Annotated in this window: 14 protein-coding genes; 8 read left to right on the forward strand and 6 right to left on the reverse strand. The window is 70.7% G+C overall.

Going from position 1 to position 16,169, the window contains the following annotated elements:
- The first annotated feature begins 29 nt into the window (after positions 1–29).
- The 4 genes from ACZ6DL_RS31350 (at position 30) to ACZ6DL_RS31365 (ending at position 3,204) form a co-directional block, all read left to right on the forward strand.
- Entirely contained in the window at positions 30–464 is a 435-nt protein-coding gene (locus ACZ6DL_RS31350) for a hypothetical protein (RefSeq protein ID WP_357125186.1), read from the forward strand.
- Positions 457–1,764, forward strand: coding sequence for a WXG100 family type VII secretion target (locus ACZ6DL_RS31355; protein WP_466056507.1), 1,308 nt, complete (start codon positions 457–459; stop codon positions 1,762–1,764). The genes ACZ6DL_RS31350 and ACZ6DL_RS31355 overlap by 8 nt, the downstream gene beginning before the upstream one ends.
- Positions 1,761–2,567 (forward strand): ESX secretion-associated protein EspG, encoded by an 807-nt coding sequence (locus ACZ6DL_RS31360; RefSeq protein ID WP_396981685.1) that lies wholly within the window; start codon positions 1,761–1,763, stop codon positions 2,565–2,567. The genes ACZ6DL_RS31355 and ACZ6DL_RS31360 overlap by 4 nt, the downstream gene beginning before the upstream one ends.
- A gap of 112 nt (positions 2,568–2,679) precedes the next feature.
- Entirely contained in the window at positions 2,680–3,204 is a 525-nt protein-coding gene (locus tag ACZ6DL_RS31365) for a gamma carbonic anhydrase family protein (RefSeq protein WP_040869343.1), read from the forward strand.
- Between the two features lie 6 nt (positions 3,205–3,210).
- Here ACZ6DL_RS31365 and ACZ6DL_RS31370 read toward each other — a convergent pair whose 3' ends face one another.
- Positions 3,211–3,834 (reverse strand): phosphoribosyltransferase, encoded by a 624-nt coding sequence (locus ACZ6DL_RS31370; RefSeq protein WP_466056508.1) that lies wholly within the window; start codon positions 3,832–3,834, stop codon positions 3,211–3,213.
- A 12-nt stretch (positions 3,835–3,846) separates the two neighbouring features.
- Positions 3,847–4,701 (reverse strand): carbon-nitrogen hydrolase family protein, encoded by an 855-nt coding sequence (locus ACZ6DL_RS31375; RefSeq protein WP_466056510.1) that lies wholly within the window; start codon positions 4,699–4,701, stop codon positions 3,847–3,849.
- Positions 4,702–4,763: 62 nt separating this feature from the next.
- Here ACZ6DL_RS31375 and ACZ6DL_RS31380 point away from each other — a divergent pair, with 62 nt between their 5' ends.
- Positions 4,764–6,554 carry a DEAD/DEAH box helicase gene (locus tag ACZ6DL_RS31380; RefSeq protein WP_466056512.1) on the forward strand — a complete coding sequence of 597 codons (1,791 nt, stop codon included), beginning with the start codon at positions 4,764–4,766 and terminating at the stop codon, positions 6,552–6,554.
- Between the two features lie 116 nt (positions 6,555–6,670).
- Positions 6,671–10,048 carry an AAA domain-containing protein gene (locus ACZ6DL_RS31385; protein WP_466056593.1) on the forward strand — a complete coding sequence of 1,126 codons (3,378 nt, stop codon included), beginning with the start codon at positions 6,671–6,673 and terminating at the stop codon, positions 10,046–10,048.
- On the opposite strand, the gene ACZ6DL_RS31390 is transcribed toward ACZ6DL_RS31385, so the two are convergent.
- Complete coding sequence (locus tag ACZ6DL_RS31390; protein WP_466056514.1) at positions 10,018–11,196, reverse strand: alanine racemase; 1,179 nt, start codon at positions 11,194–11,196, stop codon at positions 10,018–10,020. The genes ACZ6DL_RS31385 and ACZ6DL_RS31390 overlap by 31 nt on opposite strands.
- Before the next feature lie 43 nt (positions 11,197–11,239).
- Complete coding sequence (locus tag ACZ6DL_RS31395) at positions 11,240–11,722, reverse strand: TetR family transcriptional regulator (protein WP_466056516.1); 483 nt, start codon at positions 11,720–11,722, stop codon at positions 11,240–11,242.
- Positions 11,723–12,138: 416 nt separating this feature from the next.
- Here ACZ6DL_RS31395 and ACZ6DL_RS31400 point away from each other — a divergent pair, with 416 nt between their 5' ends.
- Positions 12,139–12,885 carry a tyrosine-protein phosphatase gene (locus ACZ6DL_RS31400; RefSeq protein ID WP_466056518.1) on the forward strand — a complete coding sequence of 249 codons (747 nt, stop codon included), beginning with the start codon at positions 12,139–12,141 and terminating at the stop codon, positions 12,883–12,885.
- Positions 12,886–12,892: 7 nt separating this feature from the next.
- Here ACZ6DL_RS31400 and ACZ6DL_RS31405 read toward each other — a convergent pair whose 3' ends face one another.
- Together ACZ6DL_RS31405 and ACZ6DL_RS31410 are read right to left on the reverse strand one after the other, a co-directional pair.
- Positions 12,893–14,140 carry a class I adenylate-forming enzyme family protein gene (locus ACZ6DL_RS31405; RefSeq protein ID WP_466056520.1) on the reverse strand — a complete coding sequence of 416 codons (1,248 nt, stop codon included), beginning with the start codon at positions 14,138–14,140 and terminating at the stop codon, positions 12,893–12,895.
- Between the two features lie 92 nt (positions 14,141–14,232).
- Positions 14,233–15,027 carry an enoyl-CoA hydratase/isomerase family protein gene (locus ACZ6DL_RS31410; protein ID WP_466056522.1) on the reverse strand — a complete coding sequence of 265 codons (795 nt, stop codon included), beginning with the start codon at positions 15,025–15,027 and terminating at the stop codon, positions 14,233–14,235.
- A 38-nt stretch (positions 15,028–15,065) separates the two neighbouring features.
- Here ACZ6DL_RS31410 and ACZ6DL_RS31415 point away from each other — a divergent pair, with 38 nt between their 5' ends.
- Positions 15,066–16,091: a glutathione S-transferase family protein gene (locus ACZ6DL_RS31415; protein ID WP_466056524.1), complete on the forward strand. Its 1,026-nt coding sequence runs from the start codon at positions 15,066–15,068 to the stop codon at positions 16,089–16,091.
- Positions 16,092–16,169: the final 78 nt, after the last annotated feature.

The raw sequence follows: 16,169 nt of genomic DNA on the forward strand, positions 1-16,169 counted from the left end.
TCTTCGGACGAGGAAGGGGGACGGCGCAGATGCCATCACAGGAGAACGGGTTCGGCGGGGAGCCGCCCGCGGAGGTCACCGCACCCGGTGTCGATATCGCCGCACTGAATCGAGCGGTCGACGACGGCTCGCTGTGGATCGACGGCCTCTTGGTCGCCGACGGCGCGCACGAACGCTGCGCGCGCCAGTACGAGCTGCTCGCCGACCGGGTCGAAGAGCAGATCCGCATCCTGAGCGCCGCCACCGGACTGCCGGGCTTCGGCGGATTCGCCTCCGGTGACGCGCTGCGCGCCGGTTTCGAGCGCAAGGCCGACGGCGCGATTGCGCGATTGACCGGATATGCCTCCGCCGCAAGGGATCTCGCCCAGACCTTCCGCGCCGCGGCCGCCACCTACCAGCAGGCCGACGAGGCGCTCGCGCAGGCGGTCGAACGGATCGATGTGACGGGAGCCGCGCATGCGTGAGATGCCGCGCGCAGGCGAGCGGGCCACCCACCGGCGCACCGACCCCGCGTACGCGCCGAACGTCGAGGTGTTCGACAACCTCACACACACCGAGATCCACGCCAAGGTGCAGCTGCTGGACCCGGCCGTGCTGTCGGGCGGCACGCAGGCCTGGAGCGACGCGGCGGCGCACCTCGCCGACGCGGTCTTCGAGGCGCACAACGAGATTCGCGCGGCCATCGCCGACGGCTGGCGCGGTTCCGCGGCGAAGAGCGCGGACGCGGTGGTGCGCGTGTTCGAACAGAGCGGCCAGGACCTGGCCGACGTGTTCGCGGTGGTCTCGCAGCGTCTCGGCCAAGCGAGCGACGCGGCGGAAGCGCTGCGCGCCGCGGTGACCGAGCCGCCCACCGCGGCACCGGATCTCGCGGGGGCGCTGCTGGATCCGTCCCGGGCGACAAGCAATGTCGAAGGACAGAAGGCGAGTGAGCACGCCCGCCAGGACGTCGTGCGAGCGATGAACGACATCTACGCGGGTGTGTTCGTGCAGACCGGCACCGACGTGCCCGCGTACCCCGACGAAGCGGACCGGCCGACCGCTACGGCGCCCACCCCCGCACCGGCGAGCAAGCTCGTCGGGACCGTGCAGCCATCCGCTGACGCGCAGCCGATATCGCTGGGAACGCACGCGCAGGAACCGAACGGCGCAGCGGAGCGGAGCGGAGGCACCGCGCCCGCCGATCAGGCGCCCGCCGCGGAGACTCCGACCACGTCCGCTGCCGCTGCCGCGCCCACCGCCGCCCCGATCACGGCCGACACACCGGCGACGACCGCACCCAGGGTCGCAACCGCCGCCACGGCGGCGCTCCCGACGATGACGGCGGCCGCATCCCTCCTGCGCACCGCGCCCGCCGCGGCCGCGTCGGGACCGACCACCACATCCGCCTCGGCGACGAGCGAGCCGATGACAACGCCCGCCGTACCGGGCGTGGGGAGCCAGGTGCCGCCCGAGGAACAACGCAAGCGCGACGAGCGGCGCAAGAACAACGACAGCGGCGACGCGGCGGTCACCGGCCTGAGCGCGGGCGCGATGGGCGGTCTGATGGGCGGTGCGGTGGCCGCGGTCGACACCCCGCGCGCGGGTTCGAGCGTGGCCGCGAACGCTGTGTCCGCACGCTCGGCGCCGCTCGATGACGAGGACGACGAGTTCGATCTCGACGATCTCCCCACCTTCCTCGAACCCTCCGACGACGGCGGCGAACTCATCGGATCCCTCGATCCGACCACGCCGCCCGTGCTCGGTGAATGGTCCGAGTACGAGTGAACTGGACGCTGACCCCGGACCAGTTCGCGCTGGCCTGGTCACGCACCGATGGTGATCGCATCCCCTATCCGCTGGCCGTGCGCCTGTCGGCCCGCGACAGCGGTGAGCGCGCCGCGCAGCTTCCGGCGCTCGATCACTGGTGTGCTCAGGTGCTGGATGCCGACCTGGAAGCGGCGCTGCGCATCCTCGCCCAGCCGGATCTGCGAGTGGAGGTGTTCGGTCAGCGTGACGCGGCGCCCGCACGGGGAAACGGCGCCCCGCCGTCCGTCGTACCGGCGGAAAGCGAACCGGCGCGCCCGATCCGTATCCTCGGCGCCGCCGCCGGGAACATCGCGGTGGTCGCGGCGCAGCGCCCCGGCGCGACGCCCGACCGTGGCGGCGACGTGCGGCTGTTCGCGGGCAGCTCGAAGAGCCTCTGCGCGCGGATCGTTTCGATGCTTCCGGACAACACGCCCGGCACGCTTCCGCGCATGACCGCTCCGCTGGCCCAGGTCGGTGAAGACAGTCGCAACCTGGTCACCGTTCCGGTCGCCGGGCCCTCCACCTCGTCCCGGATCCGCAAGCTGCTCAAACAGCCGCGCGAAGGCATCGGCCAGATGGTGGTCTCCGCGCGACGCGGCGCGGGTGAACTGCGCCCGTTCGGCGTGCTGTGCTGGATCGATGTCCTCGCCGACGGCCGGTACGCGGTGCGCACCGGCACAGACGTCGATGTCGTCGCGGTGACCGCGGAGGGTTTCGCCGCCCACCTGCGACCGCTCGTCACCGCGGCCGCGCGCACGTCGACGGCTTTCGCCGGGCGTTGAACATCTCGGCGGCCCGTTACGCGGTCAACCGCCTTGTCGGGTCGACCGCCGTCCCTCGGCGGGTTCCCAACGCCTCCGGCAATGGCGCGACCGGACCGTTTACGGTGTACGAGTGCCGCTCTACGAATTCGAAGGCAAACGGCCGCAGGTCGATCCGACGGCGTTCGTCGCGCCGACGGCGACCCTGATCGGTGACGTCCGGGTCGAAGCGGGCGCCTCCATCTGGTACGGCGCGGTGCTGCGTGCGGACCTGGCGCCGATCGTCATCCGGGAACGCGCCAACATCCAGGACAACGCGGTGCTGCACGTGCCGCCGGACGTGCCCATGGAGATCGGGCCCGGTGCGACGATCGCGCACAGCGTGGTCTTCCACGGCGCCGCTGTCGGCGCGGAGGCCATCGTCGGCAACGGGACCACGGTGCTGGATCTGGCCAAGATCGGGGCGGGCAGCATGATCGCCGCCCACTCACTGGTGCCACCCGGGGCCGAGATTCCCGACGGCGTGCTCGCCGCCGGATCTCCCGCCGAGGTGAAACGGCCGATCGAGGGCACTCAGGCGCAGATGTGGGTGCGGCTCAACCCGGGCTTCTACGCGGAATTGGCGCAGCGCCACCGCAAGGGCATCGTCGAGATCTGACCGCCGTCAGCACAGTAGCGCGGTGACCTCGGCGTCCTCGAGCTGGTGGAAATCCCGGTAAGCGCCGCCGACGCCGCCGAGCGAGCGCGGCACCCACGGACAGACCACCTCGTCGGCCTCGCCGGCGACCCGGCGCATGGCCTCCGTGGAGGAGACCGGGACGGCGGCGACGACTCGCGCGGGCTGGTGCAGGTGCGCGACCCGGCAGGCGACCACGACCGTGGCGCCGGTCGCCATGCCGTCGTCGACGATCACCACCGTGCGCCCCGCCAGCGGAATCGGCCGCGACGCTCCGCGCAGCACCTGCCTGCGCCGCTCCAGTTCGGCGCGCTCCCGCGCCTCGATCGAGTCGACCTTCCTCGGCGGCAACCCAGTGTGCGCCAGCACATCCGGGTTCAGCACCCGGACCCCGTCCTCGCCGACGGCGCCCAGCGCCAGCTCCGGCTGCCACGGCACACCCAGCTTGCGGACCAGAAGGATGTCGAGGTCACCGCCGATCACCTCGCGCACCGCCGCCGCTACCGGCACTCCGCCGCGCGGCAGACCGAGCACCAGCGGGTTCGACGCGCGTAGGTGCTCCAGATGCTCACCCAGCGCGTGACCGGCCGAGGTCCGATCGGCGTACATCATCGATGTCGAACGCTACTCCGGTCCGCGCTCGGTGATCGCGAATCGCCGCAACGCGAGGCTCGGGTTGGCGGTGCGCACCTTGCTCACGTACGCCAGGTCGATTCCGGCGGTGAGCACGCCCGTCTCGTCGCCGAGTCCGGCGAGCACCGAACCGGCCGGGTCCACGATCATCGACGCGCCGGCACCCCGGGGTGCGGCCTGGTCCGCTGCGGCCACGTACACGGTGTTCTCGATGGCCCGCGCCCGCACCAGCGTGGTCCACTGGTCGACCTTGCCCGGTCCGGGGATCCATTGGGCGGGCAGCAGCAGCACCTGCGCACCCGCCGCGGCGACCCGGCGGACGCCTTCGGGGAAGCGCAGATCGAAACAGGTCTGCATGCCGAAAATCACATCACCGACCGCGAAGGTGGCCGGCGCCTCGATCGCGCCCGGCTCGACCACGTCGGATTCGAGGTGGCCGAACGCGTCGTAGAGGTGGACCTTCCGATAGCGGGTGACGAGCGATCCGTCGGGGCCGAGCACGACCAGGGTGTTGCGGATGCGGTCGCCGCCGGGAGCGACCTGCTCCACCGTTCCGGCGACCAGGAACACGTCGAACTCGCGCGCGATCTCCCCGAGGCCGGTGACGAATGGGCCGGTCAGGGGCTCGGCGACGGCGACGACCCGCTCATCGAGCCGGGTGACGGCGAACATCGAGTATTCCGGTGCGACGACGACGCGGGCACCGCGCGCGCGGGCCGTGCGCACGTGCTCGCGCAGCGCCGTGAGATTCGCCGAGGGGTCGGTCGAGGGGGCGAACTGGACGACCGCCACGTCCAGCTGATCCGGCGTCGCGTCCTGCCGCGCGGGCGAGTTGTCCAGTTGCATAGGTCTCACCGTATTGGGGCGGTGGCCGGGACGACCAGCACGAGGCAGTAAACTCCTGGTCAATGAGCACCAATCAGGTCGACAGCGTTTCTGGCGACAACGACAGGGACACCGACGGCCCGTCTTTCGCCGATCTGGGCATCGATGACCGCATCCTCGCGGCCATCGCCGACGTCGGTTACGAATCGCCGTCGCCTATTCAGGCGGCGACGATTCCTCCGCTGCTCTCCGGCGCCGACGTGGTCGGTCTCGCACAGACCGGTACCGGCAAGACCGCGGCCTTCGCCATCCCGATCCTGATGGGGCTCGAAGTCACCGGCCGCGCCCCGCGCGCCCTGGTGCTCGCCCCGACCCGCGAGCTCGCGATCCAGGTCGCCGAGGCGTTCGGCCGCTACGCCGCGCACATCCCCGGGCTGCATGTGCTGCCCATCTACGGCGGACAGAGCTACGGCGTGCAGCTGTCGGGCCTGCGCCGCGGCGCGCACGTCGTGGTCGGCACGCCGGGCCGGGTGATCGATCACCTGGAGAAGGGCACGCTCGACCTGTCGCAGCTGCAGTACCTGGTGCTCGACGAGGCCGACGAGATGCTCAAGATGGGCTTCCAGGAGGACGTCGAGCGCATCCTCGCCGACACTCCGTCGGACAAGCAGGTGGCGCTGTTCTCCGCCACCATGCCCGCCGCGATCCGCAAGATCTCCAAGCAGTACCTGCACGATCCGGTGGAGATCACGGTCAAGGCCAAGACCTCGACGGCCACCAACATCACCCAGCGCTGGGTGCAGGTCTCGCATCAGCGCAAGCTGGACGCGCTCACCCGGGTGCTCGAGGTCGAGTCGTTCGAGGCGATGATCATCTTCGTCCGCACCAAGCAAGCCACCGAGGAACTCGCCGAGAAGCTGCGCGCCAGGGGCTTTTCCGCCGCCGCGATCAACGGCGACATCGCGCAGAACCAGCGCGAGCGCACCATCGGCCAGCTCAAGTCCGGCGCCCTGGACATCCTGGTCGCCACCGACGTGGCCGCGCGCGGACTGGACGTGGACCGCATCTCGCACGTGGTCAACTACGACATCCCGCACGACACCGAGTCCTACGTGCACCGCATCGGCCGCACCGGCCGGGCCGGGCGCAGCGGCGAGGCACTGCTGTTCGTCGCGCCGCGCGAGCGGCACCTGCTCAAGTCGATCGAGCGGGCCACCCGCCACCCGCTGACCGAGATGCAGCTGCCCAGCGTGGAGGACGTCAACGCACAGCGCGTCACCAAGTTCGGCGACACCATCACCGAGAACCTCACCTCGGCGAATCTCCCGCTGTTCCGCAAGCTGATCGAGGACTACGAGCGCGAGCACAACATCCCGCTGGCCGACATCGCCGCCGCGCTGGCGGTGGGCTCCTACGACGGCGACAACTTCTTCATGGAGCCCGAGCCGGAGCCGGTGGAGCGCCCGCAGCGTGACCGGATCCCGCGCGAGCGGCCCGCCCGGCGCTTCGAGGAGGACCGGCAGGCCGGTGCGCATCACCGCGCCACCGGAACCGAGCTGGCGACCTACCGGATCAGCGTGGGCAAGCGGCATCGCGTGGTGCCCGGCGCGATCGTCGGCGCCATCGCCAACGAAGGCGGCCTGCGCCGCAGCGACTTCGGGCACATCAGCATCCGTCCGGACCACAGCCTGGTCGAGCTGCCCGCGCAGCTGCCGGAGGAAACGCTGGAGGCGTTGCGGCGCACCCGGATCAGCGGTGTGCTCATTCAGCTGCAACTGGATCAGGGTCCGCCGCAGCAACGCTCGTTCACCCGAGGTCCGCGCCGCGAGCGCGAGGGCGTCAAGCGGACGGAGCGTCGTAAGCCGCGTTCCTGAGCCGGGGAGGGTAGGCCGAGGTCAGACGCGCTAGCTACAGTGTTGCGGTCCGTGTGTAATTCGGCGCACGCCGGCAGCGGGTGTCCCGCGAAGACACAGGAGGGCCGCGTTTGTTCGTGTTCGGTGATCGTGTCGTCTGCACCACCGTCGATCTCGTCCGCGCGGCGCACTGCGAGTTCGCGCTGCTGCGCGCCCTCGACGCGGAACTGGGCACCATCCCGGCCGAACCCGGAAGCACCGCGGCGGGCCAGGAGGCCACGCCGGGAACCGGGGATGTGCGGCAACGCCTTCTGACCGACTACCGCGCACGGTTCGGCGGTGCGGTGGTCGAGATCGACCGTCCGCCGGACGAACCGGGCGATCCGGCCCGCCACATCGCGGCACTGACCGCCGCCCACGCCGACACGGTCGCCGCCTTGCGCTCGGGCGCACACGTGGTGCACGGCGCGACCTTCTTCGACGGCCGTTTCCAGTGCTCCGCCGACTTCCTGGTGCGGGCCGAACACCGCGTTCGCTACACCGTGCACGGCATCGCGCCGACCACCGCGGACCGGGTGGCCGCCGCACTCGAACTCGCCGCCTGCGCCGAGGCCCTCGACCGCTCGGGCGCGCTCACCGCGCCGCTGGTGCGGCTGCACCTGGGCGAGGAGAGCAGCGCCAAGGCGCTGAGCGAGCTGCTTCCGCTGCATCGGGCGCGCAGGCGCAGGGTCGAACGCATCGTGGAGGAGAAGCTCGGCGAACTGCTGCCCGTGCAGTGGGGCGATCCCCGTTATCTCGCTTGCGGCCGCTGCCGCACCTGCGTCGAGGCCCTGTCCGCCGCGCGTGATCTGCTGCTCGTGGCCGGTATGCCGCCCGCGGCGCGCGCCCGGCTGCGCGAAGCCGGGGTGAACACTCTCGATCGGCTGGCCGCCACGGAGATCGCGGTGCCAGGCGTGCCGCCGCGCACCGTCTCCGCGCTGCGCCGCCAGGCGGAAATCCAGCTGCGGCGCGAAGTCTCGGGCGAGCCCACGTACGCGCTGCTCGACGCGGCCGCACTCGGGGCGCTGCCCGCGCCCTCCCCCGGCGATCTCTCGCTCACCATCGCGGGCGGCGGGCGCACTCCGCTCGTCGTGGAGGTCGGCGGGCCGGACACGGTGCACCTCTCGTTGCGCGGGCCGAGCGGATCGAGCGAACCCCGCGCTGCCGCCGCCGCGGAACGCCGGGTGCTCGAGCAGGTGCTCGACTATCTGACCCAGCGCCGCCGGATCTACCCCGACCTGCACGTCTACCACTACTCGGCCATGGTGCGCACGGCACTGCTGCGCTGTACCGGACGGCACGGCGTCAACGAAGAACTCGTGGACGAGTTGCTGTGCGACGGCGTCCTGGTCGACCTGTATCCGATCCTTCGTAACGCGCTGCTCATCGGGGAGTCCTCCTACCGGCTCAGCGGGCTGCGGCGACTGCTTCCCGATTCGACCGCCACCGAACACGATTGCCACACGGTGCTGCGCTTACGCGATTGGCTGCTCGATAGGGCGGGCGAGCAGCGCATCGCCACGCGGGCCGTGGCGCCGGGGCGGCCGGACGCGTGGTGCGCCGCGGTCCCCGGTGAGCCCGCGCCGCCGCCGTCGTCCCGGCCGTCGTCGCTGGAGGCCGCGCTCGCGGAATACGCCGCCGCGCAGGGCGATCCGCTGCACCCCGCCGCGATGATGGCCGCGGCGCTCGGCTACCACCGGCGCGAGCGGCAGCCGCTGTGGTGGGCGCACGCCGACCGGCTCAGCCATCCGGTGGACGAATGGGCCGAGGCTCCCGGCGTTCTGGTCGCCGACTGGGGCACGGTCGACACCAAGTGGCATCGGCGCCCCGACCGCCCGGCGATGCGGCGCTACCTGACCCTGACCGGCCGGATCGGCACCGGTTCGAGTGGCGCACCCGGCCCGAGCACACTCACCCCGGGCACCACCGTCTACACCTTCTACGACCAGCCGATGCCGGACGGCATGGTCACCGGGGCGGGCCTGCGGGCCACCGCGACGGCGACGGTGCTCGGCTGCTCGGTGGACACCGAATTCGACGACGCCGTCCGGCTGGAGGAATTGCTGCCCGAGAGTTGCGAACCCTACGACGACCTGCCCTCCGCGATCGCGCCCGGCCTCCCGGACTGGGACGAGAACGCGGAACTGGCGATCGAACTCGCGGCGCAGCAGTTGCTGATGACCCTGCCGGACGCCCCACGCTCGGCGGTCTTCGACATCCTCGCCCGCCGTCCGCCACGGCTGCGCGGCGAGGCCAGGTTGCCCGAGGTGCACGGCGACTACGCCGTGGCGATCACCGCCGCGCTGTGCGCCCTCGACGACTCCTACGTGGCCGTGCAGGGCCCGTCGGGCACCGGGAAGACCGCGACCGCCGCGCGGGTGCTGGAGCGGCTGATCACACGGAACAAGTGGCGGATCGGCATCGTCGCGCGAGAGGCCGCCACCGTGGAGAACCTGCTCGACGCGGTCGTGCGGGCGGGCGTGCTGCCGGAGCTGGTCGCCAAGAAGGACGCGGCGGCGGTCGCCCCGGAGTGGGTGGTGATCGACGCCGCCCGCTATCCGCGATTCCTGGACAACGCGATCAGCGGTTGCGTCCTCGGCGGCGATCCGGCCGATTTCGCGAACGAGGATCTGGTGCCGCGCGCGGCCCTCGACCTGCTCGTCGTGGCCGACGCGGGCCGCTTCCCGCTGGCCGAGACCGTCTCCGTCGCGGCGTGCGCACGCAACTTGTTGCTGCTCGGCGACCCGGTCGCGTCGAGCGCACGCGGTGCCCATCCCGCCCCGATCGGCGAATCGGTACTCGGCTGGCTGGCCGAGGGCCGCCAGACCTTGCCCACCGAGCGGGGCTACTTCCTGGACCGCACGTGGCGGATGCACCCGGCGGTCTGCGAACCCGTCTCCCGCCTCTACTACGACGGGCGGCTGCGCGCCAACGAGACGGTCACGCTGGCCCGTCGCCTGGACGGCGAGCAGCCCGGCGTGGACACCGTCCTGGTGGACCACTACGGCAACGCCACCGAGTCACCGGCGGAGGCGCGCGAGGTGGTGCGCCGGGTCCGCGCCCTGCTCGGCATGTCCTGGACGATCGGCGCGACCACGCGCAGGCTGCATCCGCACGACATCTTCGTGGTCGCGCCGTACGCCGCTCAGGTGGGGCGCATCCGCACCCTGCTGGCCCGCGCCAAGATCGAGGACGTCCTGGTGGGCACGCCGGATCGCTTCCGCGGCCGGGAGGCGGCGGTGGTACTGCTGTCCATGACCACCTCTTCCCCCGCCGACGCGCCCTACGGCATGCCGTCGCTGTTGTCGCGCGGCTTGATCCACGCGCTGTGCCGCGCCATGTGGAAGGCGATCGTCATCCGCTCGCCGCTGCTCACCGAGTATCTGCCCGCGAGCACGGACGAACTCGCCGATCTCGGTGCGTTCCTGCGGCTGACCGACGCTGGTCAGCCGAAGCAGACGCCCTCGCCCCGGTAGGTCGGCACGCCGACGCGGGAGCCGTCCTCGTCGACCAACTGCACGGCGTCGAACCGCTCGCACAATTCACCGGCCTTCGCGTGCCGGAACCACACCCGGTCGCCGATCCGGAGTTCCGCGGCGCCCGACAGCGGGGTCTGCACCTCACCGGCGCCCTCGGCGCCGAGCAGCTTCAATCCGCGCGGCCACACCGGCTTGGGTACCCGCGACGATCCGGCCGGGCCGGAGGCGATGTAACCGCCGGCGAAGACGGTAGCGATATCGGCCGCGGGCCTGCGCAGCACGGGCATGGCGAAATACAGCGCGGGCCTGGGGGTGAACGCCCGGTAGTCGTCGAACAGCGTGGGCACGTACAGCCCGGACCCGGCGGTCACCTCGGTGACGTCCGGATCGGCGACGCTGACCTCGATGGAGCCGCTGCCGCCGCTGTTGACGATCTCGAGTTCACCGGTCACCGAACGGACCGCGTCGAGCACCTGGGCCCGTCGTTTGCGGATCTCCGCCGCGGACGCCCGCTTCACCAAGCGCACCGCGACATTCGAATCAGGAAGCCCCGCGATCTGCGCCTCGTAGGTCATCACGCCCACCACGTCGAAGCCCCGCCGCAGCGCCGCGTCCGCCAGAGCGGCCGCCTGCTGCGGCGTGCGGACCGGAGAACGGCGCACACCGAGGTGTAGTGGGCCGATACGCAGGGACGCGTCGACGTCAAGACAGACCCGTGGCCGTACCCGATCGGTGCCCACGGCGGCGCGGATCAGGTCGAGTTGCGCGGCATCGTCGATCATCAGCGTGATCGATCGCGACGCGATGTCGTCCGCGGCCAGTTCCGCCAGTGCCGCGCGGTCCACGGTCGGATAGCCGAGCAGGACATCGCGCGCTCCGTGGCGCACGAGCCAGAGGGCCTCGCGCAGGGAGTAGGACATGACGCCAGCGAAGCCGCCCGCGGCGGTGAGATCGGCGCCGAGAACTTCGGCGAGCACGGCGCGGCAGCGCACGGATTTGCTGGCCACTCGGATCGGGGTGCCCGCCGCGCGACGCACCAGGTCGGCGGCGTTCGCGCGCAGGGTGGGCAGGTCGAGGGCGGCCAGGGGCGGGTCGAGTTCGGCGGTGGCCGCGTGCAGCCCCGCGATCGGCGACGTCTCGGTCACCAGGACAACTCAACCACCAAGTTGGTCAAACGTCCAGTATTTGTCAGATCTCCGCGGCCTTGGTGGCCAGTCCACTGACCATCTCGTCGAGCACCACCAGCATGGTCTCGTCGTTGCAATCGGCCAGCCAGCGCAGGACCGTACCCTGCACGATCGAGACCACGTTGCAGGCGATCGCCTCCACCGGCTCCAGCCACTGCGTTCCCGACCGCTCGGCACACAACTTCAGGAACGCGGTGACCTCGGCGTCCTTCTCGCGATAGAACTCCGTCGCGATCGGATCCGGGAAGCAATCGGTCCTGTGCTCCCAGCGCGCGCGCAGCGCCTGCAAGGTCATCTCATACGACTTGATCTGCCTGTCCGGGGTGGCCTTGACCAGCGGCCAGTAGGCGCTGACCCCCGCGTGCAGCAACACCCGCAGCGCGCGCAGGCCCGTGTAGTCGAGCGTGGCGGCCGCCGTTTCGACCGCGTCGGTGACGGCGGGGCGTAGCCGGATTTCTGTTATCACTTCTCCACGTGCGCTCAACGACGACTCCCTCTCGGCGAAAGAACTCACGCACCTGCGTTGGCGCGACTCGCTGAACAGGGCGGGCAACATCGGGAAATACTCGGGATGCCCGGTCCAACGTTCACCAATGGTAGAGCGTTTTCGGGGTTTGAGAACGGGTTCGATGGGTAATTCCAGACTGAAAGAATGTTTTGTTACCCAACCGGGATCGCAGCGCGATCATGCCGTGCCGCCCGGAAATCCCGCTATGACGGGGGATCTGGGCCTGCACCCGCGGCCCCGCGAACCGTTGACAACGGTACGGTCCGATGCGTCGGCGACCCAAATCCTGTGGCAAATGCCACAGTGAAACCGCGCGAATCGGTCAGCATAACGGGCGGCGTTCGATCCGCTCCCGACACCGTTTCGTTCCGCCTGCCCGATAGCCTGGATCGGTGACTCTCTCGCCCCCCGCCGACCAGTACTTCCTCTCCGGCACGTTCAACTTCCGCGACACCGGCGGGCTGCGCACCCACGACGGCGCCAAGGTTCGCCCGGGTGTCCTGCTGCGCTCGGCCCAGCTGAGCGGTCTCGACGACGCGGGCCACGCCGCACTGCGGGAACTGAGCATCAGCGACGTCCACGACCTGCGCGGACAGCGCGAGATCGACCACATCGGCGCCGACCGGCTACCCGCGGACGTCCGGCTGACCATCACTCCGTTCGACTCCAGGATGGCCGAAGCGCCGCCGCACGAGGCGACCGCGCGGACCGCCTACACGCACATGCTCGAGGTCTACCGGATGTTCCCGGCGCTGCCCGAGGCGCACGCCGCCATCGCTGCGCTCGCCGAGTCCGTCCTGCGCGGCGAAGGCGCCGTGCTGGTGCACTGCGCGGCGGGCAAGGACCGCACCGGCTGGGCCGTCGCCACGCTGCTGCGCGCGGTCGGCGTGACCGAGGCCGACGTCCAGGCCGACTACCTGCTCAGCAACGGGGCCGTCCCCGCGCTGCGCGCCCTTTTGACGGGCAAACTGCTGGCCGGTGAGGAGTTGTCGATCGACCTGCTCGGCGTGCGCGAGGAGTACCTGGACATCGCCACCGCGTCGATGCGCGAGTTGCACGGCGACCTGGACGGTTACCTCGCGACCATCGGGCTGACGCCCGAGTTGCTCACGCGGCTGCGCGAGCGAATGCTGGAGTGAGAAGCGATCACTCGACCGGCACGGCCCCTCTGCGTACCAAGCCGTCGGCGTCGATCGTCACCTGATCGCCGGTGTGGAACCAGGTTCCGGTGAACCGCTCCGCCGTGGTGGTGGGGTCGTTCCAGTAGCGCGGGGTCACATTCGGCCCGCGACAGAGCAATTCGCCGCGGCCCGCCGTCGCCCGCGGCCCCCACAGCGCCAATTCCGTTCCACCGAAAGGAAACCCGAGCACCGCGGCCGCGTCGGACGAGTCCGCCTGCTCGGCGTCGTCCACCGCGAGACCGATGCCGCTGGTTTCGGTCGCGCCCCACACCGACCACTGCCGGGCCGCGGGGAACACGCCGCGCAGTTCGGCCGTGAGCTCGACGGGAGCGACCGGGGACGCGGCGCGTTCGGCGCGATGACCGGCTTTGCTGATCCGCGCGATGCCCTCGGTGCACAGCCCTTCGGCGCGCAGTTCGGCGAGTTCGGGCAGCAAGCCCGCGAAGATCCGCGGCGTCGCGGAGACCATGTCGATCCGCTCGGCGGCGATCGCCTCGGCCATGCCTCGGGCGTCCCGGGTGAGCACCACGGTGCCGCCGACGGCGAAGGTCGGCAACAGCTGATCGACGCAGCCGCTGGCGTGCGCCAACGGCAGCAGTACCAGGTTGCGCAGGCCGTCGGTGGGCAGGTCCAGCGCGGCGACCACCGAGCGCACGGCCGACAGTAGATTCTCGTTGGTCAGCTCCACGCCCTTGGGCGTGCACGTCCCGCTTGTGTAGCTCAGCAGTGCCAGGTCGCCCAGCGCCGCGCCGTCGTCGATGTAGGCGGCGCCGTCGGGCAGCTCGGCGCCCTTGGGGCCGAGCACGAAATCGGCACGGCTGTCGGCGATCACACGCTCGGCCACCGCCTCGGGCAACCCATCGTGAACCAGCACGGGTACCGCGCCGCTGAGCAAGGCGCCGAGGAATGCCTGCACCCAGCGAGCGCCGGAGGGCATGTGCACGGCGACCCGGTCGCCGTATCCGATGCCGTGCTCCTGTAAGCCGCCCGCGATCCGGGAGGCACAGTGCCACAGCTCGCGGTAGGTCAGGCGCGGGCCGCCGATCTCCACCACGGCTTCGCGGTTACCGAAGGCGTGCACTTGCAGATCCAGCAGTTCGGTCAGCGCCGGTGTGAGGTTTCCGTAGCGCAGCACCCCGTCGGCGCCCCGGGCCAGCGGGTTGTCCCAGGCGTGCGAGCCGGTGAGGGGATATTCGACGAGCAACTGCGACATTCGTCCTCCGCGTGCCTCGAGGTATCAGGCACTGCGACTATATGACGCATGTCACAACTTCGCTGCGATAGGCGATGAACGTGTCCCAGCTGTCACCGCCCCGAGTAGCGAGCCTTCCCCGGACCCTGCTCGAGGAAACTGCGCACCCCGCCCTTCAGGTCCTCGGTGTCGAACAGCACTCCCGACACCTCGGGCGTCACCGAATCAGCGTGTGCCACACCGCCGGAACGCCAGGCCTCGATGATCTTCTTGGTCGCCGCGTTCGCCTTCGTCGGGCCATCGGCCAGCCGGTGGGTCAGCGCTTTCGCCGCCGCGTCGAGGTCTTCGTGCACGGCGTTGACCACGCCCCACTCGGCCATCGTCGCCGCGTCGTAGAGGTCGCCGGTCATCACGAACTCGCGGGCCCGTCCGGAGCCCGCGCGTTCGGCGAGGCGCTGCGGCCCGCCCATCGACGGGGTCAGCCCGACCACGATCTCCACCAATCCGAACCGGGCCTTCGGCGCAGCGAGCAGGATGTCGCAGGCGAGCGCGATCTCGAAGGCGGCGGTCAGGGTCAACCCGTGCGCGGCGAACACCACCGGGCACGGCAGCACCTCCAGCGGGTGGATGATCTGCGCGAACAGCGTGCGCCACAACTCGGCGCCCTGCTCCGGGGTCAGTCCGTCGAAAACGTGCACGTCGACCCCGCCGGACACCACCTTGCCCTCGGCGCGCAGCAGCAGGGCGCGCGGCGGCCGCGCCGACAGCTCGGCGATATCGGCGATCAGCGCGTCCATCATCGCCCGATCGAAGAGATTGAGCGGCGGATGGGCGAGGGTGAGGATCGCCACTTCCGCGCCGGCGTCGGTGCGGACTCGTTCCAGCCGGGTGGCCTTGGTTTCACTCATCCGGTCAGCGTACGAGGTCGATCTGTAAGACTGTCGATGTGACCAAGTCGGCCAGTGAACGCGGTTCCTACGTCGAGCCCGGGGAGTTCAAGAGGGACACGAACTACATCACCACCCGGATCACGGCCGACGGCCGCGACGGCTACCCCGTCGAGCCGGGGCGCTACCGGCTGGTCGCGGCGCGCGCCTGCCCGTGGGCCAATCGAACGCTGATCGTGCGCAGGCTGCTCGGACTCGAGCCGGTGCTCTCGCTCGGACTGTGCGGGCCCACGCACGACAAGCTCAGCTGGACCTTCGATCTCGACCCCGGCGGCGTCGACCCGGTACTGGGCATCCCCCGGCTGCGCGACGCCTATCTGGCCCGGTTCCCTGACTATCCGCGGGGTATCACGGTGCCCGCCGTCGTGGACGTGCCGACCGGGCAGGTCGTCACCAACGACTACGCGCAGATCACGCTCGACTTCTCCACCGAGTGGACCGCGCACCACCGGCCCGGCGCACCGCAGTTGTACCCGGAGCCGCTGCGCGCGGAGATCGACGAGGTGAACCTCGCGGTGTTCCGCGACGTCAACAACGGCGTCTACCGCTGCGGGTTCGCCGGGGCGCAGGACTCCTACGACGCCGCCTACGACCGGCTCTTCCACCGCCTGGACATGCTCTCCGAACGCCTTGCCGCGCAACGGTATCTGGTCGGCGACACGATCACCGAGGCCGATGTCCGGCTGTTCACCACACTGGTCCGCTTCGACGCGGTGTATCACGGGCACTTCAAGTGCAACCGGTCCAAGCTCAGTGAGATGCCGGTGCTGTGGGCGTACGCGCGCGATCTGTATCAGACCCCCGGGTTCGGCGACACGATCGACTTCGGTCAGATCAAGACGCACTACTACGTGGTGCACCGCGACATCAACCCGACCGGAATAGTTCCCAAAGGCCCTGATCTGGCGAACTGGCTCACCCCGCACGGCCGGGAGGCCCTCGGCGGCAGGCCGTTCGGTGACGGAACCCCGCCGCCCCCTCCGCCGTCGGGCGAACGCGTGCCCGCGATCGGCACTCCCGCGTAACGGGGCGTCCGGACGACATCCGTCCGGACGAGAGCGAGGCAGCCGCCGGTGGAACCGATGCGGCTGGGTACTTCGTTG

This window comes from Nocardia sp. NPDC041819, assembly GCF_055590505.1.